This is a genomic window from Poriferisphaera sp. WC338, assembly GCF_050931845.1.
Classification (GTDB): domain Bacteria; phylum Planctomycetota; class Phycisphaerae; order Phycisphaerales; family Phycisphaeraceae; genus Poriferisphaera.
The window spans coordinates 2,207,539-2,233,431 of sequence record NZ_CP194516.1 but is presented as its reverse complement, the minus strand read 5'-3'; the positions used below and the strand labels follow the sequence as shown (position 1 = coordinate 2,233,431).

22 protein-coding genes are annotated in these 25,893 nt (G+C 51.6%); 8 read left to right on the top strand and 14 right to left on the bottom strand.

The features are described from left to right. Positions 1-33: 33 nt before the first annotated feature. The gene (locus ACQ6WK_RS09180; RefSeq protein WP_432797084.1) at positions 34-2,244 is read right to left on the bottom strand and encodes a glycoside hydrolase family 15 protein; all 2,211 of its coding nucleotides are present in this window, start codon (positions 2,242-2,244) and stop codon (positions 34-36) included. 303 nt (positions 2,245-2,547) lie between these two features. Here ACQ6WK_RS09180 and ACQ6WK_RS09175 point away from each other — a divergent pair, with 303 nt between their 5' ends. Together ACQ6WK_RS09175 and ACQ6WK_RS09170 are read left to right on the top strand one after the other, a co-directional pair. Further along, positions 2,548-4,281: a molybdopterin-dependent oxidoreductase gene (locus ACQ6WK_RS09175; protein WP_432797083.1), complete on the top strand. Its 1,734-nt coding sequence runs from the start codon at positions 2,548-2,550 to the stop codon at positions 4,279-4,281. A gap of 245 nt (positions 4,282-4,526) precedes the next feature. Further along, positions 4,527-5,315 carry a tetratricopeptide repeat protein gene (locus ACQ6WK_RS09170; protein ID WP_432797082.1) on the top strand — a complete coding sequence of 263 codons (789 nt, stop codon included), beginning with the start codon at positions 4,527-4,529 and terminating at the stop codon, positions 5,313-5,315. A gap of 63 nt (positions 5,316-5,378) precedes the next feature. On the opposite strand, the gene ACQ6WK_RS09165 is transcribed toward ACQ6WK_RS09170, so the two are convergent. The 7 genes from ACQ6WK_RS09165 to ACQ6WK_RS09135 form a co-directional block, all read right to left on the bottom strand. Further along, on the bottom strand, positions 5,379-5,606 hold the full coding sequence (locus ACQ6WK_RS09165) for a hypothetical protein (RefSeq protein WP_432797081.1): 228 nt from the start codon (positions 5,604-5,606) through the stop codon (positions 5,379-5,381). A gap of 430 nt (positions 5,607-6,036) precedes the next feature. Next, positions 6,037-6,795: a type II secretion system protein gene (locus ACQ6WK_RS09160; protein ID WP_432797080.1), complete on the bottom strand. Its 759-nt coding sequence runs from the start codon at positions 6,793-6,795 to the stop codon at positions 6,037-6,039. Between the two features lie 133 nt (positions 6,796-6,928). Next, entirely contained in the window at positions 6,929-8,815 is a 1,887-nt protein-coding gene (locus ACQ6WK_RS09155) for an ABC transporter ATP-binding protein (protein ID WP_432797079.1), read from the bottom strand. Further along, positions 8,812-10,227 carry a 3-phosphoshikimate 1-carboxyvinyltransferase gene (aroA, locus tag ACQ6WK_RS09150; protein WP_432797078.1) on the bottom strand — a complete coding sequence of 472 codons (1,416 nt, stop codon included), beginning with the start codon at positions 10,225-10,227 and terminating at the stop codon, positions 8,812-8,814. The genes ACQ6WK_RS09155 and aroA overlap by 4 nt, the downstream gene beginning before the upstream one ends. Positions 10,228-10,376: 149 nt before the next feature. Beyond that, positions 10,377-10,697, bottom strand: a complete 321-nt coding sequence (locus ACQ6WK_RS09145) for a co-chaperone GroES (protein WP_432797077.1) — start codon at positions 10,695-10,697, stop codon at positions 10,377-10,379. Positions 10,698-10,755: 58 nt separating this feature from the next. Continuing rightward, positions 10,756-11,280, bottom strand: a complete 525-nt coding sequence (locus ACQ6WK_RS09140) for a hypothetical protein (protein WP_432797076.1) — start codon at positions 11,278-11,280, stop codon at positions 10,756-10,758. Between the two features lie 259 nt (positions 11,281-11,539). Next, positions 11,540-12,076, bottom strand: coding sequence for a MogA/MoaB family molybdenum cofactor biosynthesis protein (locus ACQ6WK_RS09135; protein ID WP_432797075.1), 537 nt, complete (start codon positions 12,074-12,076; stop codon positions 11,540-11,542). A gap of 310 nt (positions 12,077-12,386) precedes the next feature. Between ACQ6WK_RS09135 and ACQ6WK_RS09130 the strand changes: the two genes are divergently transcribed. Further along, on the top strand, positions 12,387-14,198 hold the full coding sequence (locus ACQ6WK_RS09130; protein WP_432797074.1) for a TolC family protein: 1,812 nt from the start codon (positions 12,387-12,389) through the stop codon (positions 14,196-14,198). 48 nt (positions 14,199-14,246) lie between these two features. After that, complete coding sequence (locus tag ACQ6WK_RS09125) at positions 14,247-15,761, top strand: efflux RND transporter periplasmic adaptor subunit (protein WP_432797073.1); 1,515 nt, start codon at positions 14,247-14,249, stop codon at positions 15,759-15,761. Positions 15,762-15,847: 86 nt separating this feature from the next. Here the strand turns inward: ACQ6WK_RS09125 and ACQ6WK_RS09120 are convergent, their stop codons facing one another. After that, positions 15,848-17,098 carry a hypothetical protein gene (locus ACQ6WK_RS09120; protein ID WP_432797072.1) on the bottom strand — a complete coding sequence of 417 codons (1,251 nt, stop codon included), beginning with the start codon at positions 17,096-17,098 and terminating at the stop codon, positions 15,848-15,850. A gap of 158 nt (positions 17,099-17,256) precedes the next feature. Here ACQ6WK_RS09120 and ACQ6WK_RS09115 point away from each other — a divergent pair, with 158 nt between their 5' ends. The 4 genes from ACQ6WK_RS09115 to cysS all read left to right on the top strand — a co-directional run bounded on the left by ACQ6WK_RS09115 (position 17,257) and on the right by cysS (position 21,524). Then, entirely contained in the window at positions 17,257-17,829 is a 573-nt protein-coding gene (locus ACQ6WK_RS09115; protein WP_432797071.1) for an NADPH-dependent FMN reductase, read from the top strand. A 117-nt stretch (positions 17,830-17,946) separates the two neighbouring features. Beyond that, positions 17,947-18,534, top strand: coding sequence for an rRNA maturation RNase YbeY (ybeY, locus tag ACQ6WK_RS09110; RefSeq protein WP_432797070.1), 588 nt, complete (start codon positions 17,947-17,949; stop codon positions 18,532-18,534). Between the two features lie 146 nt (positions 18,535-18,680). Beyond that, complete coding sequence (locus tag ACQ6WK_RS09105; protein ID WP_432797069.1) at positions 18,681-19,958, top strand: hemolysin family protein; 1,278 nt, start codon at positions 18,681-18,683, stop codon at positions 19,956-19,958. Positions 19,959-20,012: 54 nt separating this feature from the next. After that, positions 20,013-21,524, top strand: a complete 1,512-nt coding sequence (gene cysS / locus ACQ6WK_RS09100; RefSeq protein ID WP_432797068.1) for a cysteine--tRNA ligase — start codon at positions 20,013-20,015, stop codon at positions 21,522-21,524. Positions 21,525-21,604: 80 nt separating this feature from the next. On the opposite strand, the gene ACQ6WK_RS09095 is transcribed toward cysS, so the two are convergent. The 5 genes from ACQ6WK_RS09095 to ACQ6WK_RS09075 form a co-directional block, all read right to left on the bottom strand. Next, on the bottom strand, positions 21,605-22,033 hold the full coding sequence (locus ACQ6WK_RS09095) for a hypothetical protein (protein WP_432797067.1): 429 nt from the start codon (positions 22,031-22,033) through the stop codon (positions 21,605-21,607). 81 nt (positions 22,034-22,114) lie between these two features. Continuing rightward, positions 22,115-22,471 (bottom strand): CGGC domain-containing protein, encoded by a 357-nt coding sequence (locus ACQ6WK_RS09090; protein WP_432797066.1) that lies wholly within the window; start codon positions 22,469-22,471, stop codon positions 22,115-22,117. A 118-nt stretch (positions 22,472-22,589) separates the two neighbouring features. Next, positions 22,590-24,302, bottom strand: a complete 1,713-nt coding sequence (locus tag ACQ6WK_RS09085; RefSeq protein WP_432797065.1) for a beta-N-acetylhexosaminidase — start codon at positions 24,300-24,302, stop codon at positions 22,590-22,592. 119 nt (positions 24,303-24,421) lie between these two features. Further along, positions 24,422-25,030 (bottom strand): DJ-1/PfpI family protein, encoded by a 609-nt coding sequence (locus tag ACQ6WK_RS09080; RefSeq protein WP_432797064.1) that lies wholly within the window; start codon positions 25,028-25,030, stop codon positions 24,422-24,424. A 184-nt stretch (positions 25,031-25,214) separates the two neighbouring features. After that, positions 25,215-25,685: a hypothetical protein gene (locus ACQ6WK_RS09075; protein ID WP_432797063.1), complete on the bottom strand. Its 471-nt coding sequence runs from the start codon at positions 25,683-25,685 to the stop codon at positions 25,215-25,217. Positions 25,686-25,893: the final 208 nt, after the last annotated feature.

Genomic DNA, 25,893 nt, shown 5'->3' with positions numbered 1-25,893 from the left:
AAAATAGATGGAAAACAAGTTCCGATAAAGAGGTTAAAGCTGCTTTGCAGGTTTATGTTGTTCGCTAGGCAGATGGCATTGCCGGTCTTGGCCGCAGGTTGGACAGACGGTCATTTCTTCGTATCGATTGATATAACGAACGACGGTTGAGACGACGGTGGCATGGCTCCATGTGAGTGGTGAGACGGAGAGCGGCGCATTGGTTTCTGGATGAACTTGTTCTGCAAGAACGCCAGAGGGTAGGGCATGATCGGCAGTCCATTCAAGAATGGGTAACGCAGACTTGAGTTCTTCAGGAGATTTGGCTTTGGCGATGTAGTACTCAGCTAACCAAAGGGTGCAAATGAACCATGGGTTGCCGGGGACTTTGTCCGTATCCTGGCTGACTTGGTGGTAGTAATCATCGGTGTATCGGGCGACGCCACCGACATCGGTCTTGATCCAAAGTTCGTTTTCGATGGCGTCCATGGTTTTACGGACACGTTCATCATCGACATGGAGAAGCCCAAGCGAGAAGATCGCATACATGGAGGCATCGAGGACTTCATCCTCGTGGTGTTGGACCTCTATCTTGTGGTTAGATCCATTGATTTGTTTTTCGCCGGGGAGTGCGCGTAAGAGTTCTTTTTCAGAATCGTCAGTGATTTTACCGGTGCGGATGTCGTTGATGAGTTCGGAGATGCGTTCACTGTCGACAGGTTCGATGCGACGCAGGAAGCGATCATGTTTGTCAGACCACATATATTGGCAGAACGCATCTTGGACTTCTTCAGCAGCGCGAGCATAGCTGGAAGCACGTTCGGAATCGCCGAAGCAAACTGCGAATTGCCAAGCCGCGCGCAAACCGGCATAAACAGTTGCGACGGTAAAGGCGTGGATACCCCATCGTTCCTCCCAGAGGTCGTACGACGGAAGGGGGAGTTTGGTGATTGGGTCGCGATATTTCACGAGAAAATCGGCAGCAGGCTTAATGAGTTTCATCCACATAGGGCGCACGAATTCAATGTCGCGGTAGCGGACGTAGTGTCGCCAAAGTGCCCAGATAACCAGAGCGGTTTCATCTTCCTGAATAGGCAGCTGTGGCCTACCATGTCCATCGAGCCAGGGATGCCATGAGGAGGCCGTAGAGCCGTCGGGGCAGTATTTATGCAGGAAGAAGCCGTCATCGGTGATGATGTCGGCACAGAGCTTGAAGAAATTGCGTGCGACATCGGGGAAGCCTGCGGAGTCGATGGCGTCTGCGACGAAGGCGCCATCGCGCGGCCAAAGATAGGAGTAAGTGTCGCGGGCGAATTGCATGATATCGGTGTCATTCGCTGCGATGATCGCACCGCCGTTATCAATCTGTGTACGGACGACTAGGAGTGAGCGTTTGAAGAGTTCTTCGACGTTGTTGCTGATGCCAGTAGGTTGTGTGGTGGAGAAATCCGTTCGGCAGGCGGCTAGCCAAAGCCGCCAATAAGCAGTGGTGCGATCGATGATGCCTTGCGGTCCTTCACGGTGGATGAACTTATGCAGTTCCTGCATGTCCTCGTGTTTCATGCCGCAGCCAACGACGAGATAGGCCACTCGTTTGCCATGCGGTTCGATGGAGCATCGGCAGAGCATGGTAGAGTCGACCGCGCCCTGTGCGATGGGGTTGCATTCGAGCTTGCCGTCTTCGGCATCGCGCCACGTGCCTTCTGCGCCGCCGAAGCCTGCGGTACCTGTGGCGAATTCGTCGATCTGTTGCTCACCATCCATGTAGAAGCAGGTCATGATGTATCGCTGCTTACGATAGTGAATGAGTGAGCGGAGTTCGGGGTCGAAGAAGGCGGTGTCGCCGACCTTTGTGCCGTACATGTGGAAGTCGTGGTGGGAGATCAGGCGGACGTCGCGGAGTTTGTCGGTGTTGTTAGTTATTTCGATACGGCGGACGAGGAGTGGGCGATGGAAATCGACAACGTCTGAGCAGCTCAGAGTGAGCTTGAGGTCATTGTGAGTCATGTTGACGTTGGTGGCGAGTGTGTCCGGCTGGTATTCGGATTTGATATGCCAGTCTTCGTCAGTCCAGAAGAGGCGTTTTTGACGTCGATCACCTTTGGATTTGGCGGTGGGGAGGTCGGCCCAGACGCCGAAGCGGCTAATGGCACCGCCAGCATGGTTTTCCTGCCCGACATGGGGATAGTACAGGTCCCTGATCTGATAGTGCTCATCAAAGGCAACCAGCATCTGGCCGTTGCCGACAGGTATATCTCTAGGCATATAAAAATTCCGTGTGTCTCGCGATCCTCGTGCAAGAGTACATATCGGACGTTTTTGGCCTGGTACTCTAGAACGACCCTTTTCCTGATGGCCTTTGCGGCCAGAAAGGCGTAGTGTAGTTATCGACCCGGTCATGCGGGCGCTTAAACGGGATGAGGAGGTACGTTTGGATCGTGGGTGAGAGGTATGAGATTTGTGGGCGTGGAAAGGTGAGCGTTTGAGGCGGGTGGCTGGACGGTTCTGCCGGGTTTTCATACGATAACGCGCTTAAAATGGTGCGGAATCTGAGCCTCAAGGCTGGCGATGACACGGTTGTGTGGCCTTGGGGTGAGAACGGAGCGGCAGGTTCCGCAGCACCTTGCTCGTGTTGCAGATGTTTTACAGCCCCAACGGGAAGAAGCGAACATGCCCAAGCTGACGATTGATGGCCAGGAATGCGAATTTGATGGGAAGAAAACCGTCCTTCAGGTGTCTCTGGAAAACGGTATTGAGATCCCTCACTACTGTTACCATCCGGGGATGTCGATTGTGGCGAGTTGCCGAATCTGTCTGGCAGAGGTGGCGCAACCAAATCCACGGAATGATAACAAGGTGGAATTGATCCCGAAGCTGGTGCCGACGTGTCAGACGCCAGCGGTGGATGGGATGGAAGTCTTTACACAGTCGCCGAAGAGCGTGGCGAATCAGAAAGCGGTGATGGAATACCTGCTAATCAATCATCCGCTGGATTGTCCGGTGTGTGACCAAGCGGGTGAGTGTTCGTTGCAGGACTATTCGTATAAGTATGGCCGATCGTGTTCACGGTTTGAAGAAACAAAGATCAAGCAGCCTAAGAAGGATATTGGTCCGAATGTACTGCTGTATTCCGACCGTTGCATCATGTGTACGCGGTGTGTGCGATTTACCCGAGAGGTGACGGGGACAAGTGAGATCGGTGTATTCGGCCGTGGGTCGGGTGAGCAGATTGATATCTTCCCGGGTTTGGCTTTGGACAATGAATTGTCGGGCAATGTTGTTGATATTTGTCCAGTTGGAGCGTTGCTTGATAAAGATTTCCTGATGTCGATGCGTGTGTGGAATTTGAAGCTTTCGCCGTCAATTGATGGGATTACCGCTTCGGGCGACAACATCTCTGTTGAGTACAACGAAGACACGGTTTATCGCCTTAAGCCACGCACAAATATAGATGTAAACCAGTGGTGGATTAGTGATGAGATCCGCTATGGCTGGAAGTTCGTGCATCGTGAAGATCGTTTGCGTATGCCGAGTGTTTTGGGTGCAGATGGTCAACGTGAAGAGGTTGAATGGAAACCGGCACTCGAAACGGTTAGCGAAAAACTAAAGGCCGTTGTGGCAGAGAAGGGTGAGGGATCGATCTCGCTTTTGGTGAGCCCGATGCTGAGCTGCGAAGATGCTTATCTGTTGGGCAAATTGGCCAAGGCGCTTGATCCAAATGCGGTGATCGGCGTGGGCCACGTGCCGACTGAAGGTGAGAATAAATCATTCCCCGGCGGGTACACGGTTTATGCTGAGAAAGCGCCGAACGCACGCGGTGTGCGTCGTGCACTGGAATCATTGGGCGGCACCGTACATGGCTATGATGATTTCATCGGTGCTGCTGGTGGCACCGGCGCAGCCATCATTACTGGCAACTACCCTGATGCATGGGTGGACGAGAAACTGACGGGGCTTTGCAATGGCAAGTACACGGTGTTGATCGATACGTTGCCAAACGATTTGACCGCGACTGCCGATGTGGTGTTGCCGGGTGCGACATGGGTTGAGAAAGCGGGGACGTTTGAGAACGTCCAGAACCGTTTACAGTCCTTCCATCAGGCGATTCCGGTGGTTGAGTATTGCAAGCCTGAGGCGCAGATTGCGTTGGACCTGTTGCGATATACTGGGGCTGATGCAGAAGCGGGCCAGTACGATGACGCAAAAGTCCGTCTGGACATGGGTGGGGCGTTTGCGAACGAGGTGCATGAACCGAAACTTTCTGAGAAAACAGGGGTTGATCTTGAGTATGTTGAGCTCTAGTATCAAACGACTGTGGCCAAGGTCGTAGGCTACAGCCCAACCAAGTGTTTGTGCTTGATCAATGAATGCGCAGGTCAGATTAAAATCTGGCCTGTGTTTTTTTTACGGTTTGTGAGTGGAGCGTTGTGAACGGAAAGAAAGGATAGGGGTGTGGCGGAGGATCACAATACATCTCGCGGTGTTGATGTTTCCAAGGTAGGATATGCGTGGCTCATGATGATGTACGGTCTCGCATGGAGGCGAAGATGCACAGGCTGGTTTTGATTTTTATATTGATGTTGGGGTTGCTGTTGAGCGCGGGTTGCAAACGCAAGTCAGCAATTCAGCAACAGGGGAACACGCCGAAGGCGGCATATGTGAAAGCGGTCGGGGAATCGGGGGCTTTATTGGCAGCGGAGAAGTATGAGGAAGCCATCACCGCGCTCGATACATTTATTAAGAGCCATCCTGGCAACCCGAGCATTTTCTATCTGAAGGGCAACATTTATCATTTGGCCGGTGAGTATGATCGTGCGCTGAAAGCGTTTGATCAGGCGATCCGATTGCGGCATGAGTACGCGGAGGCATGGCTCGGCGGTGGGTTTGCGCTATTGCGTGATGGGAAGCGGGAAGATGCAGCACGATATCTTCAGCGGGCGCGGAATGGGTATCAGCAATATTTGAAACAGCCAGAGGTGATTCGTCGGTGGCAACAGGGAGATATGTATCGCGAGGATAAACAGCCGAGTGAGATGGATAAAGTAGAGTCGAAACGAGAGTGGGAGCAGCGAGCCGACAAGATTGCGAAAATCAAGATGGATGCGCGGTTGCACGTGGCGTTGATCACGGCGTTGCAGGGTTACCCAGAAGCAGCAGTGACGGATTTGCAAATGATGGCAGCAAAGCATCCACAGGAGAAGGGGCAGGCCGCATTCTTTATCGATCTCATCCGAAGTGATCGGCTAGAGAGGGTGTTATTGGATTTGAAGGTGGGGGAGGGGATTGATGCGGTGATGGTTGGTGAAGGGGCACTGGCGGAAGTGCCCGCAATGTAGGGATGAAAAAAAACGCTCTAATCTTAGAGCGTTTCATAATTAATGATTGTGGGTACAAGCGTTTTACTTGTTGGCGGTTTGATCTGCTTCGGCAGGCTTGTTGGCTTGCGCGAAACGTGTGCCGATGAGATCTTCTGGGCTGCTGCGTTTGGCAAGGCTGACACCGGCTTTAACGTAGGAGTAGGAAGGATTGATGACAGCGACTTTCTCTCGAGCTACGGTGCAGCCGGTACTAAGAAGAAGCAAGCCACCTGCAATCAATACTAAGCATCGTTTACCAAATGAATCCATGTTGCGTTACCTTTACGGCCTCCATTGTTCCCGACGCCCCAGCGACATAACTCTTCCATGGATCAGATCGGCATCATGAAGCCGATTCCAAAACATTGCTTTCCCTGATTCAGTTATCGGGCGAGTGTTTTGGCGAAAATAATGATGCTTCCTTTCAATTTGTTTTTTTGAACGACTAAGTAAAACCTATTCGATACGGGCAATTAAGCAAAATATTCACGGACATGAAAAGCGGAAGTGTCCGATATCCGTGATAAAGTGCAGGGCCGATTCCGGTTGTAACTTTTATTCAGATTTTTTCTGATCGGACGTTGGATTATCGGTCTGCCAGGCTTATCCAGTCGGCATAACCATTCATGATGCAAGTTCGCGTATCAAGGGTAAAACAATGATATGAAAGAGCTATTGCTTGAAGTGGAATCGAAATAGGTTAGCGAGCGTCGTCTGCGTTTCGGAAGATTTCGTAGAGTGCATTTTGGGAAGCACCAGGTAGGAATAGATCAAGATCTTTAGGGATGCTGAAGGGGCCGTTGTCTTTACGATGTTGTTCTACGTGGCCGTCGGTGTACATGATGTTGACGGTTTCATTATCGTGGTTGGTTTGGGGAGCTATATTCAAAGCAGGGACTTCGACGAGTGAATTTCGATCGAGCGCGAGTGCGGTGACACGTACGCCGTTGATGGAGCCGAGGTTTTCGATGGTGGTGAGGTCGGTTTCGGGGACATTTCGGTAAAAGTATGATGCCCAGACGTTTTGGCCTGAGATGATCTTGCTGAGCTCGTCTTCGACGTTGTCGAGGTCGTCGTCGCCAGGGCAGAAAAGGGATCGTGGGTCGGAGAGGTACCGGTCGACGATGAGTCCCATGCCAACTGGTTCAGGTGCGGCGGCGGTGAGAAGTTGTACGGTATTGGTGGGGACATGTTCGCCAAAGTAGTTCATGGCGGGATCGGGTGCGATGTTTGCGTGCGGAATATTACCACGGAAGTCGACGGCGTATGCGTGGATGGCGATTCCGATCTGGCGGAGGTTCTGTGCACAATTAACGATATGGGCGCTGTGTCGTGCTTTGGCGAGTGCGGGGAGGAGGATGCCAATAAGAATAGCGATGATGCTGATGACGACCAGCAATTCGATTAGAGTGAAGCCTCGCGCGATGTGGCGAAATTGATTTTTAAAACCCGCTGACATCCTGTCACTCCAAGCTGCAAAAAACGTCTACAAAAAGGCGAATCGAATTGAGTCAGAGAAGAAATCACCGTAAGTCAATTATGCGTATAAACGATAGCGTTGTCCCATTCCGGGTAAACTCATTCTAACAAAATTATGTATCTGCGTCAGCCTGTTTTTGAAGATCATCGTAAGGCTGAAGTTGTGTATGTGTTAGCGTTTGATATGTGGAGCAGCGGCTTAGCAGTTCTTGATGGGTACCTTTGTCGATAATTTCGCCATCGACCATCACGAGGATCTGATCCGCATCGATGACGGTGCTGAGGCGGTGTGCGATGACGAAGGTGGTGCGTCCCTTACGGAATTCTTGCAGGGCTTGATTGATCTTGAATTCGGAATCTGCGTCGACTTGGCTGGTGGCTTCGTCGAGGATGAGAATATTGGGGTTCCGTAGAATCGCGCGGGCGATGCAGAGGCGTTGTTTTTGGCCACCGGAAAGGCCAGAACCACCTTCGCCGAGGATGCTGTCGTAGCCAGCTTCGAGTTCGGCAACAAACTCATCTGCTCGTGCTGCTTTGGCAGCGGCAACGATGTCTTGACGCGGTGTATGTCGTCGGCCGTAGGCGATGTTGTCGGCGATGGTGCCTTCGAACATGAAGGTTTGTTGGGTGACGACAGCGATCTGTTTGCGGAGTGATTTGAGCGACACTTGTGTGATGTCGTGGCCATCAACTTCGATGGTCCCTTGCTGTGGATCGGTGAGACGAGGGAGGAGGTTGAGGAGAGTGGATTTGCCGGAGCCGTTAGGCCCGACGATGGCGATGGTTTGGCCGTGTGGAACATCGAGGTTGATATTACGGATGGCGGGGAGCTCGGTGTTTGGGTAGGCGTAAGTGATATTCTTGAAAAGGATTTGTTTTTGATGATCGGGGAGGTGGTCGCTGAGATGTTTGTTGATCTCGCGGGTGTTTTTTTCGATGGGAAGCTCGATGAGTTCTTCGATACGTTCAGCAGCGGCACCGGCTTCCTGAAGATCATTGTTGAGTTTGGCAAGCGGCTTTACCGAAGCACCGGCAAGTCCGAGCATCATCAGGACATTGAGGAGGTCTTGTGGTTTGGCGGGGCCGCGGTAGACGTACCATGCGGCGACGAGGACCACGCCCATGAGGCCGACGATGGCGATAAGTTCGGTGACCGGTGAGGCGAGGACGCGAGCGTTACGAGCACGCATTTCCTGTGTGAAGACTTGGCGATTGATGACATTAAAGCGACGACGTTCGTAGCCCTCAGCGTTATGAACTTTGACGACAGCAAGTGCCTGAGTTGATTCATTAACAGCACCGAGCATGCCGCCGTAAGCTGCCATCGCGCGTTTGGAGGCGCGTCTGATGCGTTTGCCGAATTTGCGGATGGCGATTCCGATGATGGGAACTGAGATGAGGAAAAGGAGTGAGAGTTGCGGATTGATGATGAGTGCCCAAGTGAAGAAAACGATAGCCATGAGCCCATCGCGGGTAGCTTTACCCATGATGGCATTGAAGCCACGCGCGAGCTGATTGGTGTCGCGGGTAATGCGTGACATGTAGTCGACAGCGCCTTGCTCCATGAGTAGTTCATAGGGGGCGTGGATGAGGCGTTGGAAGGCTTCTTTGCGGATGACCATGACGGTGCGGAAACTGATGGTGAGGACGGTGGCTTGGAAAACGTAACGCATGGATGCACCGTAGATACTAAGTGCGAGGATGATACCGAAGACGAAGACAAGCCCCCAGAAGTTGTCTTGGGGGATGTAATCTGCGATTTGTGGTGCAAAGCCGAAGAGTGAACCGAAGGTGGGGTGCTGGCTGAGTGCTTGGAGTTTGTCGGAAATGAGTTGTTGGATGGTTTGTGCTTGTTCACCGAAGAGTTGCTGGATGATGAGGATAATGACACCAAAGCCTGCAAAGGTTGCGGCAGCATCAAAGAAAGCGGCGATCGCGGCGATGGCGATCTGCTTTTTGAATTGAAGCATGCGTTTTGCGAATTGCCAAAACTTGTTCATACGCGTGTCTGCCTCTGTGCTTTACGCAGTGTTTCAAGCTCATCGAAGAAGCTTGGGAAGGTTTTGTTCACGCAGGCGGGGTCGTCGATGATGATGCCGGGGTGTTTGATACCGGCGATGGCAAAACTCATGGCCATACGGTGGTCGTCGTAGGTGTCGATGACGACGGTGTTTTGCTCGGTGAGGGGTTTGCCGAAGTTGGGATGATCTTTGGGAACGGTGTGGTTGATGAGGATGTTGTCGGCGGGCGGTTCAATGATGAGATCGTCACCAGCAATGGTGACGGTTGCGCCAAGTTTGGAAAGTTCGATGTGCAGGGCTTCCATGCGGTCAGTTTCTTTGACACGGAGATTGCCGACGTTGCGGATGCGAGTGAGGCCGTTAGCGAAGAGCGCAACAACGGCGATGGTCTGGACCATGTCTGGGATGTCGTTGAAATCTTCATCAATGCCGGTGAGTTGGTCGGTGCCGGTGACGATGATGCTGTTTTCGAGATACTGGACTTTGGCGCCCATCTTGGCGAGTTGATGCGCGAAGGCGGCATCGCCTTGCATGGAGTTGGTGTTTAGACCTTTGATTTCAGTGGTTGCGTGTGGGAGGACGGCGGCCATGGCGAGTGCGTAACTGGCGTTGGAGGCGTCGGGTTCGACAAGCCAGTTGGTGGGCTTATAAGAGGCTGGTTTGACGGTGATGGTTTGCCAGTTGGGATCGTGTTCGATCTCTGCGCCGAAGATGGCCATGAGGTCGAGGGTCATCTTGACATAGGGGAGGCTGGTGATGGGGCCGTCGAAGTTCAGGGTGATGCCGTTTTTGCAGAGGGGGCCGATCTGGAGGAGCGCGGTGATGAACTGACTGCTAAGGGTCGGCTTCATGGAGATGATGCCGCCCGGGAGTTGGCCGATGCCTTTGATGAGCAGAGGCGGGAAGCCTTCTTCGCCGAGGTTGGTGATGTCGGCGCCAAGTTGTCGAAGGGGGGCAACGAGTTCGCCGATGGGGCGCTCAAGCATACGGGGGATGCCGGTGATTATGTACTGGCTACCGGGTTGGGCGAGGCAGACTGCGGCGGTAAGGAAACGCGTGGCGGTGCCAGCGTTGCCGAGAAAAAGTTCGGTGGGTTCGGTTGCACTTGGTGGAGGTGGGAACGTGCCGTCGAGCCCGGTGATGGTGACGGTGCGGTCTTGGGTGTTGATGTCGAGATCAAAGCCGAGCGTTTGCAGGGCATCTAGCATGCGCTGAGAGTCATCGGAGAACAGGACATGTTTGAGCGTGGTTTTACCGTCAGCGAGGGCGGCGAGCATGAGGGCTCGGTTAGTGAGAGATTTGGAACCGGGCACAAATGGGGCGCGGTCGCCGGTGGCGTCGAAGGGGCCAGCGAACGGTTGGATCTGGATTTGATCGGGTAGAGTGCTCATGTTGTTGGAGGAGATTGTCCCCGGCTGGCGTGCGAATTGCAATCTGGATCGCGCACAAGCTGAGATTTGAGCCTGATTTAGCAGGTTTGGAAGGCGTGTGTGGCGGGATTGTTATCGAGAGCGTTCGGGAGATACATTCGACAGAAGGATTATTGTTTGCGGAAGACGGCCACGACATTCTCGACGGGCACGACAAACAGGCGGTTATCACCCTCAAAATCAACGGGGATCGCTTCCTTCGGGTTGAAGAGGACCTTGTCGTATTGCTCGATGGGATAGTTGATGTCTGAAGAGATTTCGGCGGAGACAGCGACGACGCGGCCGGTGAGTGTCGGGATTTCAATCTTGTCGGGCAGATGGATGCCGGACTTAGTGGTTTTTTTGTCCTGATCTTTGCGGATAAGGACACGCTTGCCGATAGGTTCGACAATTTCGAGAGTCTGTTTCTTTGTGCTGTTTGTTTCACTCATAGGCGAAGTATTTTAGGCGAAAGTTTCGTGTTGCTCCAATATGGGGAGAAGGAGGATGTTATTCGGATGTGGAAGTTATGGTAGCGGGTGTCTTGATGTCATCGGTGATTGCGCAGGGCAAGCCGCACTCTGGGCAGGTGGTGGCGTGCGGGTTGCCGCGGAGGTCGTAGCCGCAGTCGAAGCAGAGCCTGCGTTTGGCAAAGGTTTGGCGGAAGCGTTTTTCGAGGAAACGGCGGCATGGGATGCAGGCGATGATCCAGATGAAGCCGACGATAAGAAAGATGACGGCGGCGTAGATCATGGGGTTGATGTCTCGCCAGGATGCGTGGTTTTTTCTTTGGAAGTAGGCGCTTAGAAAAATGATCACGCTAATGCTGATGCTAGTGATGCCGATGTATTGCGTTACGCGGATATGGTTTTTTGTGAACTTGCGGGGAGTGCCTTTGACGATGAGCGAGTCGTCTGTCGAGGCGAAGTATGGTGTGAGGAAACTTCTGAGCAACGAGCCGATGATGAAGGCGCTAAAGCTGACAAGTAGTAAGATACTGAACATGTATTCGATCGCGTGTCTTCTGCGAGACATGTAGTCATTCTGAAGAATGAGCTCGGTTATCACCGCTAAGAGAATGTATGTAATGATCACGAGAAGCGGTGATATCATGAGCATTGAGGGGACGGAGCGATACCACGGGCTGAATTGTCTTTTCAGTAAAGATTGTGGTTTTTCGGGATCACTGTTGAGGAGGGCCGGAACTTCTAATTCATGCTGCTGCATGTATTTGATGATAAGTGAATGGGGTAGGGGATGCGAGATGTTTTAGGTTAGATGTGTGGTGAAATGTTTAGCGTTTGCGTTCCCAGATGAGATGGGAGAGTTCGGGGAGGATCAGTTTTTGCATGGCTAGGTCGACAGCATGTTTGGAGCCAGGCATGGTGAAGATGAATGTTTCTTGTCCACCGGAGGAGAGCAATCCTGCGACGGCACGGGAGAGCATGGCAGCAGCGCCGATTTCCTGATAGGAGAGCATGCGGAAGATCTCGCCGAAGCCGTCAAGTTCTTTGTCGATCATGCGGGAGACGATTTCAACGGTGGTGTCGCGTCTTGCGATGCCGGTTCCGCCGGTCGTAAGGATGGCGTTAATTTGTTTGCCCTGCCGCTTGGTGTCGAGCCAAGCAAGGAGTTGATCTTCGATATCGTTAGCATCGTCTTTGACAATGGCGTATTCAGCGGTGTGATGGCCAGTATTTTGGAGGAGTGACATGAGATGCTTGCCGGAGGCGTCGGTGTCAGGGGTGCGGGTGTCGCTGACGGTGAGGATGGCGCAGTTGGCGGTATGGCCTTGAGCTTGTTGGCGGTGCTGGCCGGTGGATTCTGACATGGTGGATTCCCTTGGTTTGTGTTGAGGTTCGGTCAGTCTGTCAGTAGCTGTGGGACTATTGCGACTAAAACAGTGGCGTAATTTTATTGTATGTGAACATTGCTGGGAGTGCCGGTACATTGCTGAGGAGTGGGGATGGCGATTATTTCTTGTCTAAATGACTGAAATAAGGGGCAATCTGCTACGTCATACTCTCAGAATAGGTTATTCTGTACGTTGATCGGACATTGGGGCTGTCAAGAAAACGAAAACTGGTAAACCAAGCACCTTACTAGCCTGGGGTGATGGCCACTCATCATTGAGGTAGACCTTGAATCGCAACCGAATTGCTATATGCCTATTGATCACGTTTGTGTGCGTGCTTGTTGGTGCGTGCGCCAGCAAATCTCCATTTGCGGATATCGATTGGGATGCGCAGCGCATCATCCGTGAACAACAGAAAAAAACACTTGGTGAAACATCCGTGACGGCACCGCTTGAGGCGGCAGATGATGATTTGGCGCGGTTTCGGAAGTCGACGACAGCACTGACGCCGAAGACGCACAATCCGGTGGCGAAAGATTTGCCGGTGAAGAATGCTAATCTTGCGCAGACATCTCCGGATGATGAGATGGTGGTGGGGGCAGATCCTGTGCTTGATGATGTGATGGTGGTACACCTGAATTTGGAAGACATCATTGGGTATGCTCTGAGGCATTCGCCGGAGTATCGGAGTCAGAAGGAAGACCTGTATCTGCAGACATTGTCGCTGATTTCGGAGCGACATCTCTGGGGACCACGTTTTTTCGATACAGTAAATGCCAAGTTGGATGGCGTGCCGGAGAGTGGGGACCATGATCTAGTGGGTTCGGTGGTAAATGAGTTACGTGTAACACAGCGGTTGCCATACGGCGGAGATATCTCAGTTCGGGCATTGGTGAACTATGTGAATTATCTGAGACGGAATTCATCTTCGACTGATCCGCACTCAACACAGAACGCTTCGATTGGAGTGTCGTTTAATTTACCGTTGCTTAGGGGGGCAGGAGTGTCGGCCCGTGAGTCACTCATTCAAGCGGAACGTGATCTGGTTTATTCAGTGCGTGAGTTTGAACGGTTCCGCAGACAGTTTTTGGTGGATCTATGCACGACGTATTTTGATTTGCTGCTGAGGCAGAAACAGATTGAGACTGAGCGGCGGCAGCTTGTGAATTTGCAGCGGTTGGCGGATCGTTTTGATCGGCTGTCGGAGACAGGGCGTGAGCCGTACTTTGAATATGAACGCGCCCAGGCACAGGTATTGTTTGGTCAATCGAACCTTCAATCGGCAATTGATGCGTATGCTCTCGCGCTAGACAGGTTTAAGATTGATATCGGGATGCCAACGATTGAGAATCTTGTGATTGACCGGTTGGATGTGGTGGTGCCGGAACCGTTTTTGGATAGCACACTTGCGGTACAGGCTGCGTATGACTATCGACTTGATTTGCAGACACAATTTGATCAGGTTGATGATGCACGGCGAGCGGTGAATGTGGCGAAGAACGGTTTGCTGCCGAGTCTGGATTTGTCGGGGTCTTTGGATCTGGTAACAGATCCAGATCGAGATCGTGCGGGGTTAGCAATTGATGCTGGCGCGTCACGGTATTCAGTGGGCGCTGAGTTGGATTTGCCATTGGATCGAAAAATCGAGCGATCGAATGTGCGGGCATCATTGATTCGGTTTGATCGAGCGCAGCGAAATTACAAATTGCAGCGTGATCGGATTGCGCTTGAGGTGCGTAATGCAATCCGAGATATTGAACAGGCACGGTTTAATTTGCGGATTCAAGAAAGTAACGTAAAGATTTCTGAGCGTCGATTGATTAGTGTGAAGCTGCGAGAAAGAACACTTGGTCCGCGTGACGTGATCGAAGCGCTTGAATCATTGAGTGATGCAGAAAATCGTCGGGACCGTGCATTGACATCATTGCGGACAAGCATCTTGAACTTTCTATTGACGACAGGGCAGATGCGTGTGGCGGCTGATGGTCGTTGGGAATCGCCAGGACGGTTGGTACTAGACGACGCAGGTATTGTTAGTGATCCAGCGGCAGAAGCGCCGCAGGAAAATGGTGAACCTGTGTCTGCAGAGCATGGTTGAATGAACTTGATGCGTTGAGATTGTAATGCACTGGAATATGAAATGAATATGGATAATAAAATGACTGGCATCATGGTTCGCGGGTTTATTAAGCCGGCAGTACTTGTATCGGTTGTGGTGCTGTGCTTGACGGTGGCGATTGTTTGGCTTTCTTCAGGTAGCAGTGTGCAAGGGAAAAGTGAAGATGCAGGTAATACTGCGGTGGTCAATCGTCAGGATAGTGAGTGGTTCGATGTAGAAAAGCGATCATTCAATCTGACTGTTGTGGCAACGGGCGAGCTTGAAGCGAAGAATCAGATCGAAGTGAAATCGCTGGTAAAGAGTAATGTTGCGATCGTGCAGATTGTGGATGAAGGGACTGCGGTGAAGAGGGGGGATTTGTTGTTTACGCTGGAAAGCAAGGCGATTGAAGAGAAAATTGACCAAGAAACATTAAGTGTTGAAACAGCGAGGGCAGACAAGATTACCGTCGATCGTAATCTAGAGATTGAGAAAAATAACGCGATAAGTTCACAGAAAACAGCGGAGGTAAAAGTCGATAAGGCGCGACTTGACTTTAAGAAGTGGCAGGATGGTGATGATCCGAAGCAACGTCGTTCGCTGAAACTGGCCAAGGAAACTGCTGAACGGAAGCTCAAGCTGGCAAAGCGTAATTATGAAAGCAGCATTGAGTTGTACGAAGAGAAGTTTATTTCTGAGAACGAGAAAGATGATGATTGGATCAAGATGATCGAAGCGACCGCGGCGTTGGAAACTGCGGTACAGGATATTGATATTTATGAAAAATATACATATCCGAAAGATCTGATGGATAAAGAATCTGCGGAGTCGCAAGCCGTTGCGGACTTGAAGAGTACGATTGCAAAGAACGAGAACACGTTGGCGCGGATGAAAGCAGATCAAACGAGCAAGGTTCGACGGCTGAAGATTCGTGAAACGACATTGCGTGAACAACAAGAGCAGCTATCGCGAACGAAAGTGGTAGCACCGCAGGATGGGCTGGTGGTATATGCTTCATCGGTGGGACCAAGCTGGCGGCGACAGGATCCGATTAAGCAAGGCAAGCAGATTCGTTTTAATGAGACGTTGATTGTGTTGCCTGATACTTCGCAGATGATTGCGACGATACTTGTGCACGAGGCGATGGTGCCGCAGGTTAAAGCGGGACAAACGGTGAACGTGACGATTGATGCGATGCCGGGCGAGATACTGGTGGGGACAGTTCAAACGATTGCGGTGATGGCTGAGGATGGCGGATGGATGAACCGAAATTTGCGTGAGTACAAGGTGAAAGTTGCTCTTCCGGAAGAGCAAGCGGACGGTTTGAAACCGTCGATGCGTTGTTCGGGGGAGATTGTGGTTGGCAGGGTTGAGGACGCGATTGCGGTTCCGATTCAAGCTGTTTATTCAGAAGGCAAAGAACATTTTGTATACGTCAAGCGTGGCGGTGTGACGAAGCAGAATGTAAAGATTGGGCGATCGAGCGAAACGTTTGTAGAGATCAAGGAAGGACTAGAGCCAGGTGTTCAGGTGCTTCTGCGGGATCCGCAAGCCGGTGAATGAATAAGTGATTTGTGAAAACAAAACTGAACAAAGAGCCGTTTGATATGGCTCTTTTTTTATCAAGGTGTTTCTGCTATTAGACGGTGTTACCAGCCTTTTTCGCTAAGGTCGTCTTCGAAAGGCTCGTAAGGGCTTTTGATTTTTTTGAATGGCCCCACGAAAAGCATACGGAAGGGGAGTGCGGCTACATTGAATGCATCACGAAATGGATCCAGTACGAGATGCCGTCTGTTTTCACGATCCCATTCACCAGCTTCGTAGCCTGACAATGCTTCAGACATTTGCCCTTCAACAGAAGGGTTATCGAGAAGGTCAGCTTTATCTTTGCCAAGAGGGATGTCACCGAAACGATAAGTTGAGTAGTGCGTGGTTCTGCCGTCGATGGGTGAGAAAGTTTGGCGTTGCCAGTTAGCGCGGTTGAGGCTTTTCATGTTTGGTGTTTGATTCTCCGGCCAGAGAACTTTGGTGCCGGAAGTATCGCCAGCGAAATCTGAGCCGAGGGATTTGGTGAGTTTTTTGGTGACAACATCGTCTTCTTCGAGTTCGGGTATAGGGACTGGGGTTTCATCAAAATAGATGCTGGGCTCTTCAGTGGCCATTTGCTGGACAGCTTCCGTATCAAATTTTTGTGCAGTGGCGGCAGCGGATTTTTCAAGATTGGTGTTGTCGCTTGCAATAGCTTCTGTTTGTGCGTTGGATTCTGAAGGGGGCATGCGGAGTTCATGGAGAACTTGCTGGCCGCGGGTGATGGGGAGCTGCGGGCTCGCAGTGATTTGTGGCGGAGTAGATTCGTTTTCGTTGAGTAGTGGTGCTTCTTCGTTCTTGAGTTCTTGAAGCACTTGTAGGCCGCGTGGAGCATTGGTTGTGTGTTGGATTGGTGTTGCAGGTAGGTTTGTTTCTTGGGTTTGTGGATTATGGTAGGAATGGAGAGCGTGTTGGAAATTTCTTATTTCACGAAGGACGATGGAGCCGCGAGGCGCGGTTGGTGTTAGAGGTTGGCCTGCTGGTTTGCTAGTTTCTTTAGGAGCGGGTGCTGAATGGTCAATGATGTCGACGGGGTTATGGGTGGATGAGGTAGTATTTTGTGCAAGTTGGGGTGTGGGTAATGTTGGAGGAGGTGTCGTATCTACATCTGGCATATGAGCGAAGATTTGGAAGGTGGGTACTGTATAGTTATGGCTGGTGTGCCCATAGTCAGGCTCGGTGTTGAAGCGGGGTGCGTCGCCTTCGAGTTCTTTATGATTCTGGACATCTCGCCCGCTGGCGCAGCCAAACAGCGTGATAACCCCAACCGGTACCATGACACACCACTGAGCGAACTGACGTGATAGAATCATACTGCAGGTTCCCAACCGTTATGGTCGCATTGGCACCGCTTGTGCTTTGCCTTCGCGATGAGCTGCGACCCCCGCTTGTTGTTGCGCCGCATCCACAACCTCTATGCTATCGGCAAAGCTGAGTGGGAAACCAAATTGTTTGCACAGGAATGACCCTCATGCGTGTTTTGATTATTCGTTGTTCACTGAATCCTGATTCTCGTTCGGCGCGCCTAGCGACGCATGCGGCTGAGTTATTGACTGCTGAACATGGAGCGGATGTGGAGACGGTGAATTTGCGTGAATATGAGCTGCCGTTATGTGATGGGGGTGAGGCGTATATGCATCCGAATGTAGCGAAGATGAAGTCCCATATTGACGCAGCGGATGCCGTACTCTTGGCGGTGCCGGTATACAATTACTACGCCAATGCCGCGGCGAAGAATCTTATCGAACTCACAGGGCGGGTCTGGACGGACAAAGTGGTGGGTTTTTTGGCAGCTGCAGGTGGGCATGGTTCGTACATGTCGCTGATGTCGTTGGCGAATTCATTGATGTTGGATTTTCATTGTTTGATCGTGCCGCGGTTTGTCTACACGACGGATCAGGGCTTTCACGAAGCAGGTCATCCACAGCCGAATGTTGAGTTGCGGATTCGTGAGTTGTGCCATGATCTGGCGCACCTAGGACGGACATGGCAGGAAAATAATCGGCCTGACCGCCCGGAAAATTCCTCGTCCTCATTGAGTTGAGCGGTCGATAGTGCCTCATAGCCAGGGACGGGGCAACGTAGAATAGGGGGAGGCGGACTCTTTCCCTAATCTCAGCTTTGAGCTATCATTATCAGGCTTAGATTTCAGGCAAACACGATGATGAACACGAAGAACGATACCCATCAAAATGAGGCAGATGACTCGCCATCTCCGGAATCCCCGGACCCCCTTCAATCGGACGACCCCGACCCTTTGAGTTGCGATGCGCTTCAACTCGACATTATTTTTAATACGGGCGATTACGCCGATCCCCAGTTGCCGCTTACAGGGTGGGTTGACGATTGTTTTACGCTCGCTGTGGCTGCCTCTGAAGTTTCACAGGCAAATATCTGTCTGGTGTTTGTGGCAGATGAAGAAATGTCGGTGATGCATGAACAGTATAAGAACATACCGGGTACAACGGATGTGCTGACTTTTGATAATCGTGACGATTTATCTGAGCCGGTTGAGGGGGACATTGTAATTTGCTTGGATGAAGCGGCCCGCCAAGCCTCCAAGCGAAACATACCTGCACGACACGAGGTGTTGCTTTATGCGGTGCATGGTTTGATGCATTTACTTGGTCATGATGATCATAATCCGCAGGCTTTCAAGGCTATGCACGCAGAAGAAGATCGGATTTTGAAAGAGATTGGGATCGGTGCGGTCTTTCATCGTGATGAGTGTACGGATGGTCCGACATAGATAAGATTGGCTTGCCGGTTGCGTCTGGCGCGGCCGGTTTGAGCGTATATAAAAAAGGCGACCCGTTTTCCTCGCTGCGGAAACCGCCTGTCTGAGAATCGGATGACTCAGCGAATTTCAAACTCGAGGCATTGAGAGAACCACCGTTGAATATTGCGATCATCATCGCCATTGTTGGGTCAATACTTGGTTGCTACTTTGCTGCTTGCCAAGTGGCGTTAAAAACATTTTCTCGTCGGAAGCTGGCGGATTTTTTAGAAGCACGTGGTAAGTCCGCGCGGCTTGAGGGCTTGAGTGAGCAGTTGCCGCAATTGAGTTTACTCGCAGGTGTTCTACGTACAGCGTTTACGATCATTATCTTCCTAGCGACGTTGGAGATTTTTCAGATCGGACTGAGCGGCGACATGTTCTTAGCGGATGTGTATGCGTTTGTGTTTGGCGGGCTGCTGATTACGATTTTTTCGGTGGCGATTCCATATTCATGGGCGCGGTATCAGCCGGAATGGCTATTGTCGTGGTCATTGCCAGTGTTGCGCGGGTGTCGCATCTTACTGATGCCGATCATTTATCCACTGTCATTTTTTGATCCGGTGATTCGTCGTATTTCCGGAGCGGACATTCCCACGGAATCTGATATTTCGGATGACGTTTTGTCGGCGGTCGAGCAGCACGAAGAAGCAGACACGGTGGACGAAGAACAGAAGGACATGCTTGAGGCGGTATTTGAACTACCCAATACGGATGCGGGCGAGATCATGACGCCGCGGACGGATGTGCATGGGATTGCGATTGATTCGCCGATCGAAAAGGTAAAGCAGGATGTGATCGCGTTTGGTCATTCACGTATCCCGATCTATGAGGAGAATCTCGATAACATTGTTGGGATTTTGTACGCGAAGGATTTGATCCCGCTTGTGGGGCAGAGCATTCCTGAGCCGTTTGATTTGCGATCGGTGTTGCGCGATCCACTACTGATACCGGAATCCAAGTCGGTTGATGAATTGCTGACGGAGTTCAAGGCCAGGAAGGTTCACCTTGCGATTGTTGTAGATGAGTACGGCGGTACAGCGGGGATCATCACGATTGAAGATATTCTTGAAGAGATCGTGGGTGAGATTCAGGACGAATATGAGCAGCAAGAGGAGCCGGAGCAATTGACGCGGCTATCTGAGCATGCGACGGATGCGGATGCGCGGATTCGGATCGATGACTTGAATGATGAATTGTCACTGGAGTTGCCAGAGAATGAGGATTACGACACATTGGGTGGGTTTGTGTTTGCGACGTTGGGACACATTCCAACGGTTGGTGAGCAGTTCGAGCATCAGGGGGTACGGTTTATCATTACCGAGGCGGAACGGACAAAAGTTACCCGTGTGAAGCTGGAAAAACTCATCTCCAACACGAACCCGCAGGATATGTAGAATATCTGCCGGAACGGACCTGAATAAATGACCCGCGAGTGAAGTTTTAAAATCATGACCGATACCCCGGATAAGCCGCTGAAGATTAATTTTTATAATACGCTATCGCATGCGGTTGAACCTTTTCAACCGATTGATGGCCGAAATGTTTATATGTACAACTGTGGCCCAACAGTTTATGACTATGCGCATATCGGAAATTTTCGTGCGTTTGTGTTTGCCGATATTTTGCGGCGGTTCTTGGAGTTGGCTGGCTATGATGTTTCGCAGGTGATGAACATCACTGATGTGGGGCACATGACGGAAGACAATCTTGCCGATGGTGGGGGCGAAGACAAGATGGAAGCGGCAGCAACGCGATTGAAAGAAGCAAAGAAGTCGGGAGCCGCGCCAGTAGAAAATCCAGACGATCCTTATCAGATTGCCGCATACTTTACGGATGCTTTTTTGGATGATGCGAAGAAGCTGGGGCTGAAGATTGCGACTGAGCATGATACGCATATGCCTCATGCGACGGCCTTTGTGCAGTCGGCCATGATCCCGATGATTGAGAAGCTCATCGCCAACGAACATGCGTATGTTGCTGACGATGGCGCGGTGTATTTTTCAGTGGAATCGTTCCCGGCTTATGGCAAGCTGTCGGGTAACACGCTGGAGAAACTTCGCGGCGGCGCGGGCGGGCGAGTGGAAGATTCGCATCAGGCGGCCAAGCGTCACCCGGGTGATTTTTTGCTGTGGAAGCCGGATACCACGCACAAGATGAAATGGGACTCGCCGTGGGGCGTGGGGTATCCGGGCTGGCATATTGAATGCTCGGCGATGGCGCGTTCGGTTTTGAAACAAGACGTGATCGACATCCACACCGGCGGCGAAGACAACATCTTCCCGCACCATGAATGTGAGATCGCGCAATCGTGCGGCTCGACCGGCCATGCACAATTTGCCAAACACTGGTTGCACACACGGTTCCTGCTGGTTGAAGGCAAGAAGATGTCCAAGTCCAAAGGCAACTTCTACACGATCCGTGACCTCACCGACAAAGGGATCGACCCGGTCGTGATCCGGTACGAGCTTTTCAAAGCGCACTATCGTTCGAACATGAACTTCACGATGAAGGGCATCGAAGATGCGGCTTCTGCGGTGCAGAAAATCCGCGGCGCAGCCGCAAACTTTGCTGCTCAGGCAGGTGATGAAGTTACTCCAGTTGAGAACGATCATCCGGTGGTGAAGCGATTCCTTGAGAACCTGGCGGATGATTTGAATATGTCCGGCGCGCTGGCGGTAGTGTTTGAGTTTATCCATGATCCTGCGGAGCATTCATCTGGACCGGCGGAATCGTTGGCGGTGCTGAAGAAGTTGGACCATGTGTTGGGCGTGTTGCTGAAAGATGATGTTGCGGCGACGAGTGGTCATGATGAAGCAGAGGTGCTGTGCAAGCAGCTTGATGAGGCGCGTGCAAATAAAGACTACGCCGCCGCCGATTCGATTCGCGATAAACTCATCGATCTTGGCTACGATGTGAAGACCACCAAGGAAGGTACAGTGGCGACGAAGCGGTTGGCGTAATCGCGCTTCACAATTCACATTAGCAATATAAAAAACCTGCGACATGTACCGCAGGTTTTTGTGCATTGATGATCTTTACGCTATCTGCCGAATAAGCGGCGAAGAAGTCCTGGCTTTTTAGACGGTGGTTCTGGAAGAATCTCGTTGCCGTCCTGATCGTAGCATTCGTTCTCTTCACCAATCAGATTGGCCTGCAAAGCCGAGGCTATGCGAAACATCTTCTGTCTTACTTCAGAATCAGGATTCTTTGCGACGATAGCACCTTCATCCAGCCACACCCAAGCTTTGTTGCCATCTTCTTCGTGCTGGCTGTAGGTGGTCCAAACGGCTATGGATGGATCGGTGGTACTGAATGTGATGTCTTCACTTTCGATATGCACGGATGCTTCGCTATCGAGTCGCATCTCAGGATCGTCTTCGATACAGATTCTCCATTCATCAAAGGTGATGGGGTCATTTTCAGCATCAAGCCAGGATTCGGTGCGGCAGATGTATAAGTTGTAGCCCATGTTGATGTCCTTATCGCGGTGTATGAGGATCATAAACTGGGCGAGATGGATGTGCGAGAGTTATATTCTTCGCTTGCTCGCTTATTCCTTCTTGTCGTCCGGTGCGGGGTGGGTTCCAATGACAAGGGGGGTGTTTGGGCCGAGCTTCTTTTCAATCGCGTTACGCATGGCTTCCCAGTGCGGACATGCGAAGCCGATGGGCGTGCCTTTGCAGATGCAGGTGGCCATGAAGATGACTTCGGTGCCGCGTTTGACCATTTCAGCGGAGCGAGCGACAGCTTGTTTGCCTGGGCAGCCACCGCAACTGACAAAGCCAATGACTTCGCATGGGCCGAAGGGTTCAAATTTGAATTTACCTGCTTTGGCGGCTTTGAAGTCCGCGGTGCCGGGGCAGAGGTGTTCGGTTTGTTGGCAGCGGATGATGCCGACTTTTTTCATGATGGCCTCGCTTACGGATGAGGATAAGCACAGGCAAAGCAATCCCATATCTTAGCATAAAATAAAACACCCCTGATGGATGATCGGGCTGTAGTGTGACTATGCGTGATGATGTACTTTACTCGACGGGCTTAAGGTCGTCTTCACGGAGCGGACGGTATCGTAGCGAGATCATGTCGAAGCGTTTAAGGTGAGGCTGGAGGCGGCTGAGGAAGTCGTTGTAGTTTTTGCCGGGGGCGCTCCATGCGGTTTCGGCGATGGCCATGCCACGCGGCCAGGTCATGTACTCAGCCTGCCATGAGGAGGGGATATATTCGGTCCAGACATTGCCTTGCACGCCGAGGATATGTTTGGCTTGGTCTTCGGTGAGGACGGGGGGGATGGGGTCGTAGCCATAGGTTTCGCGGAGCGGAGTGTTGTTACCGATGGCGGGCGGCTCGGAGAGCTTGTCGGTGGATTGATAGTGGTCGAGGTAGCAAAAATTGTTTGGGGTCATGACGACATCATGTCCGGCTTTTGCTGCGGCGATCCCGCCTTTCTCGCCACGCCAACTCATGACGGTGGCGTTGGGTGCGAGTCCGCCTTCGAGGATTTCATCCCAACCGATCAGGCGGCGGCCGTTGGCGTTCAGGTATTTTTCGATCCGGCGAATGAACCAGCTTTGCAGTTCGTGTTCGTCTTTGAGGCCTTCACGTTTGATGACTTCTTGGGCGAGCTTGCTGGCTTTCCATTCGTGTTTGGGGGCTTCGTCGCCGCCGATGTGGATGTACTCGCCGGGGAAGAGCTGCATGACTTCGTAGAGCACGTCTTCGAGGAAGGTGAAGGTGCGCTCGTCGGGGCTGAGGATCTCACGTGCGATGCCCCATCTCCAACGGACGGGGTGTTGCACGTCGGGGTTGTTGCCGAGCCAAGGGTAGGCGGAGATGGCGGCGGAGGAGTGGCCGGGCATTTCGATTTCGGGCACGATGGTGATGTGCAGTTTTTGCGCGTAGGCGACGACTTCGCGGATTTCATCTTGTGTGTAGAAGTACGGGCCGTAAGGTTTGCCGTCGCCATACTTGCGCATGTGGGGGATGGGGGTTTGATCGCGGCGGCTGCCGATCTCGGTGAGCTTGGGATATTTTTTGATCTCGATGCGCCAGCCCTGGTCTTCGGTGAGGTGCCAGTGGAAGCGGTTGAGTTTGTGTGCGGCCATGATGTCGAGCAGACGCTTGACGTAGGTTTTGCCGAAGAAGTGGCGGCCTTCATCGAGGTGCAAACCGCGCCAAGTGAAGCGGGGTTTGTCGGTGATTTGCACGGTGGGGACGGTCCACTTGATGTCGACGGGCACCCATTTGGTTTTGCCGTCGACTTTCACTTTTTTCTTGTGAATGTATGGCCTATAAATGCCGGCGGGTAGGAGTTGGCGAAGGGTTTGTAAGCCATAGAAAAGACCGTGAGTTGTCTGGGCGGCGACGGTGATGTTTTCGGTGGTGGTAGTGAGGGTGTAGCCTTCGTCGCCGAGTGTGTCATCGGTGATGAGCTTGAGGACGATGGCGTTGCTTGCGGGTTGTTTATCGGCGAGTGGCAATTTGAAGCCGGTGGCGGGGGAGAGGGTGGCGCGGTATTGATCGGCGACGGCGGTGAGTTCGGGAGTGACGGCGGGTGCATCAATGAAGAGTTGGGTGTCGGTATTGATGGCTGTGACGCCTTGGCCGAGGATGATCTTGTTGGGTTTGGGGATGATGTTGATGGCGGGAGAATCGGGAGCCTGTGCTCGAAGCGGTGAGATGATTGAAAGAACTGCGATGGCAACGAGCAGTAGCATGAAGAGATTGGGACGGTTTTGCATATTGAATCTCGTGTTGATGATTATTCCTTTGTACGCCGAAAAGATTTATTGTGATTGATGGCAATGTAAGTGTCGACTTTATTTTTGTCAAAGAAAATCGAGTTCTTATGCAACGCGATCTACATCACATGTTCAGCAGAACGATCTTTGATGATGATTTCGACATCAAGAGCTTTAAGGAATGCTCGCATCCATGCCCACATGCCGTGCCATTCGACGGCGGAAACGATATTGTTGTCGACGACAACGCCTTGGTGATCCAGTTTTTCGAAATGGCCGCCAGCTATCTCAACTTCTGTTTCACAAACGAAGTTGCCTGTTAGGTGACGATCTCTCATTAGGCCTGTTGCGATGAGGATTTGCACACCGCGACATATAGAAGCGATCGGTTTGTTTTGTGTAACAAAATGTGAGGTCAGTTGCCTTACGACGGGATAGGTGCGCAGGTATTCACAGGATCTTCCGCCGGGCAAAATCAAGCCCACGTAGTCCTCTGGTTTGATTTTATCCAGCGTCACGTTGAGGTTGATGCGATGTCCTTCCCATTCTGTGACGGTTTGGTACTTGTCGTTGATGTCGTGAACGCAGGAGGCAACGGTATCCCCTTTCTTTTTTTCTGGGCAGCCAACGTGCACTTCAAAGCCCACTGTTTTTAAGACGGTGAGGGGAGCCATGATTTCGTAGTCTTCACCAAAGTCACCGGTGATCATAAGGAGTTTTTCTACCATGATTGAGCCGCCTTTCTGGTTTAGTGCCTGTTTAAGTAAAAGGAATTATTGGTGACATGTGTGGCTGTCTCTATCAGGTTTACTACCCTACGCCGATTTCTGCTGATCTGGGATGGCGCATGACAAAACCCTGCCTGGGGCAGAGTGAATGATGGTCTTTGGGTATTTCGTGCGGGTTGGCGCTTTAGTCGATGCCTTCGTAGCCGTAGCGTTCAGCAATGAACATCTCAAGCAGATGAACTTCGACAAGTGTAAAACGCACCGGAAGCTTGACATGAGTCTCGACCATAAGAATGGCTTCATCAAGCATACACTTGCTGGTGGCACAGATCAGTGTGCCTTCATGGACACGGATGGGGAGGACTAAATTTTGCCATGCGTACTTGGGAGCTACATGGTCTAAGCAGTCACGATCAAAGGTTTCATGGAATAGATTCAGCGGACGGTTGTCGAGAATCATGTCACCGATCGCATGGTCTTCATGGATCAGATTGTGATCGACTTCGCTGCTGACGGCTTCCCATTTCAACCTGTTCTCTTGATCAACAGTGGGATGATCGAGATGTTTGCCGTTAGTTTTGGCGTGGCCGTTTTGTTTGGAATCAAGTTTTGCACTCTGATCGGTGCCCGAACGCATGGTCTTAACTGGATGCATAGAAGAATCTCCCAGCGAAACTATACGCGCAAACATCGGCGTGCTCCGGTGGGAATATTAAGAAATCTCCCCAATTTCTGAATAAAAGCAATACAAAGGTAACCGTTTATAAACATCTGTAGCAACTGGGGCGTCGCAAGTGTCTTGTGGTGAGGGAATATGATGATTGTATAGGCTGAAGTGACATAGCAATCAGACGCGAATTGGT

Excerpts from the sequence above, each read along its gene's own strand:
- ACQ6WK_RS09180 (WP_432797084.1), bottom strand. The coding sequence starts at position 2,244 with ATGCCTAGAGATATACCTGTCGGCAACGGCCAGATGCTGGTTGCCTTT.
- ACQ6WK_RS09175 (WP_432797083.1), top strand. The coding sequence starts at position 2,548 with ATGACACGGTTGTGTGGCCTTGGGGTGAGAACGGAGCGGCAGGTTCCG.
- ACQ6WK_RS09170 (WP_432797082.1), top strand. The coding sequence starts at position 4,527 with ATGCACAGGCTGGTTTTGATTTTTATATTGATGTTGGGGTTGCTGTTG.
- ACQ6WK_RS09165 (WP_432797081.1), bottom strand. The coding sequence starts at position 5,606 with ATGGATTCATTTGGTAAACGATGCTTAGTATTGATTGCAGGTGGCTTG.
- ACQ6WK_RS09160 (WP_432797080.1), bottom strand. The coding sequence starts at position 6,795 with ATGTCAGCGGGTTTTAAAAATCAATTTCGCCACATCGCGCGAGGCTTC.
- ACQ6WK_RS09155 (WP_432797079.1), bottom strand. The coding sequence starts at position 8,815 with ATGAACAAGTTTTGGCAATTCGCAAAACGCATGCTTCAATTCAAAAAG.
- aroA (WP_432797078.1), bottom strand. The coding sequence starts at position 10,227 with ATGAGCACTCTACCCGATCAAATCCAGATCCAACCGTTCGCTGGCCCC.
- ACQ6WK_RS09145 (WP_432797077.1), bottom strand. The coding sequence starts at position 10,697 with ATGAGTGAAACAAACAGCACAAAGAAACAGACTCTCGAAATTGTCGAA.
- ACQ6WK_RS09140 (WP_432797076.1), bottom strand. The coding sequence starts at position 11,280 with ATGTCTCGCAGAAGACACGCGATCGAATACATGTTCAGTATCTTACTA.
- ACQ6WK_RS09135 (WP_432797075.1), bottom strand. The coding sequence starts at position 12,076 with ATGTCAGAATCCACCGGCCAGCACCGCCAACAAGCTCAAGGCCATACC.
- ACQ6WK_RS09125 (WP_432797073.1), top strand. The coding sequence starts at position 14,247 with ATGGATAATAAAATGACTGGCATCATGGTTCGCGGGTTTATTAAGCCG.
- ACQ6WK_RS09120 (WP_432797072.1), bottom strand. The coding sequence starts at position 17,098 with ATGATTCTATCACGTCAGTTCGCTCAGTGGTGTGTCATGGTACCGGTT.
- ACQ6WK_RS09115 (WP_432797071.1), top strand. The coding sequence starts at position 17,257 with ATGCGTGTTTTGATTATTCGTTGTTCACTGAATCCTGATTCTCGTTCG.
- ybeY (WP_432797070.1), top strand. The coding sequence starts at position 17,947 with ATGATGAACACGAAGAACGATACCCATCAAAATGAGGCAGATGACTCG.
- cysS (WP_432797068.1), top strand. The coding sequence starts at position 20,013 with ATGACCGATACCCCGGATAAGCCGCTGAAGATTAATTTTTATAATACG.
- ACQ6WK_RS09095 (WP_432797067.1), bottom strand. The coding sequence starts at position 22,033 with ATGGGCTACAACTTATACATCTGCCGCACCGAATCCTGGCTTGATGCT.
- ACQ6WK_RS09090 (WP_432797066.1), bottom strand. The coding sequence starts at position 22,471 with ATGAAAAAAGTCGGCATCATCCGCTGCCAACAAACCGAACACCTCTGC.
- ACQ6WK_RS09085 (WP_432797065.1), bottom strand. The coding sequence starts at position 24,302 with ATGCAAAACCGTCCCAATCTCTTCATGCTACTGCTCGTTGCCATCGCA.
- ACQ6WK_RS09080 (WP_432797064.1), bottom strand. The coding sequence starts at position 25,030 with ATGGTAGAAAAACTCCTTATGATCACCGGTGACTTTGGTGAAGACTAC.
- ACQ6WK_RS09075 (WP_432797063.1), bottom strand. The coding sequence starts at position 25,685 with ATGCATCCAGTTAAGACCATGCGTTCGGGCACCGATCAGAGTGCAAAA.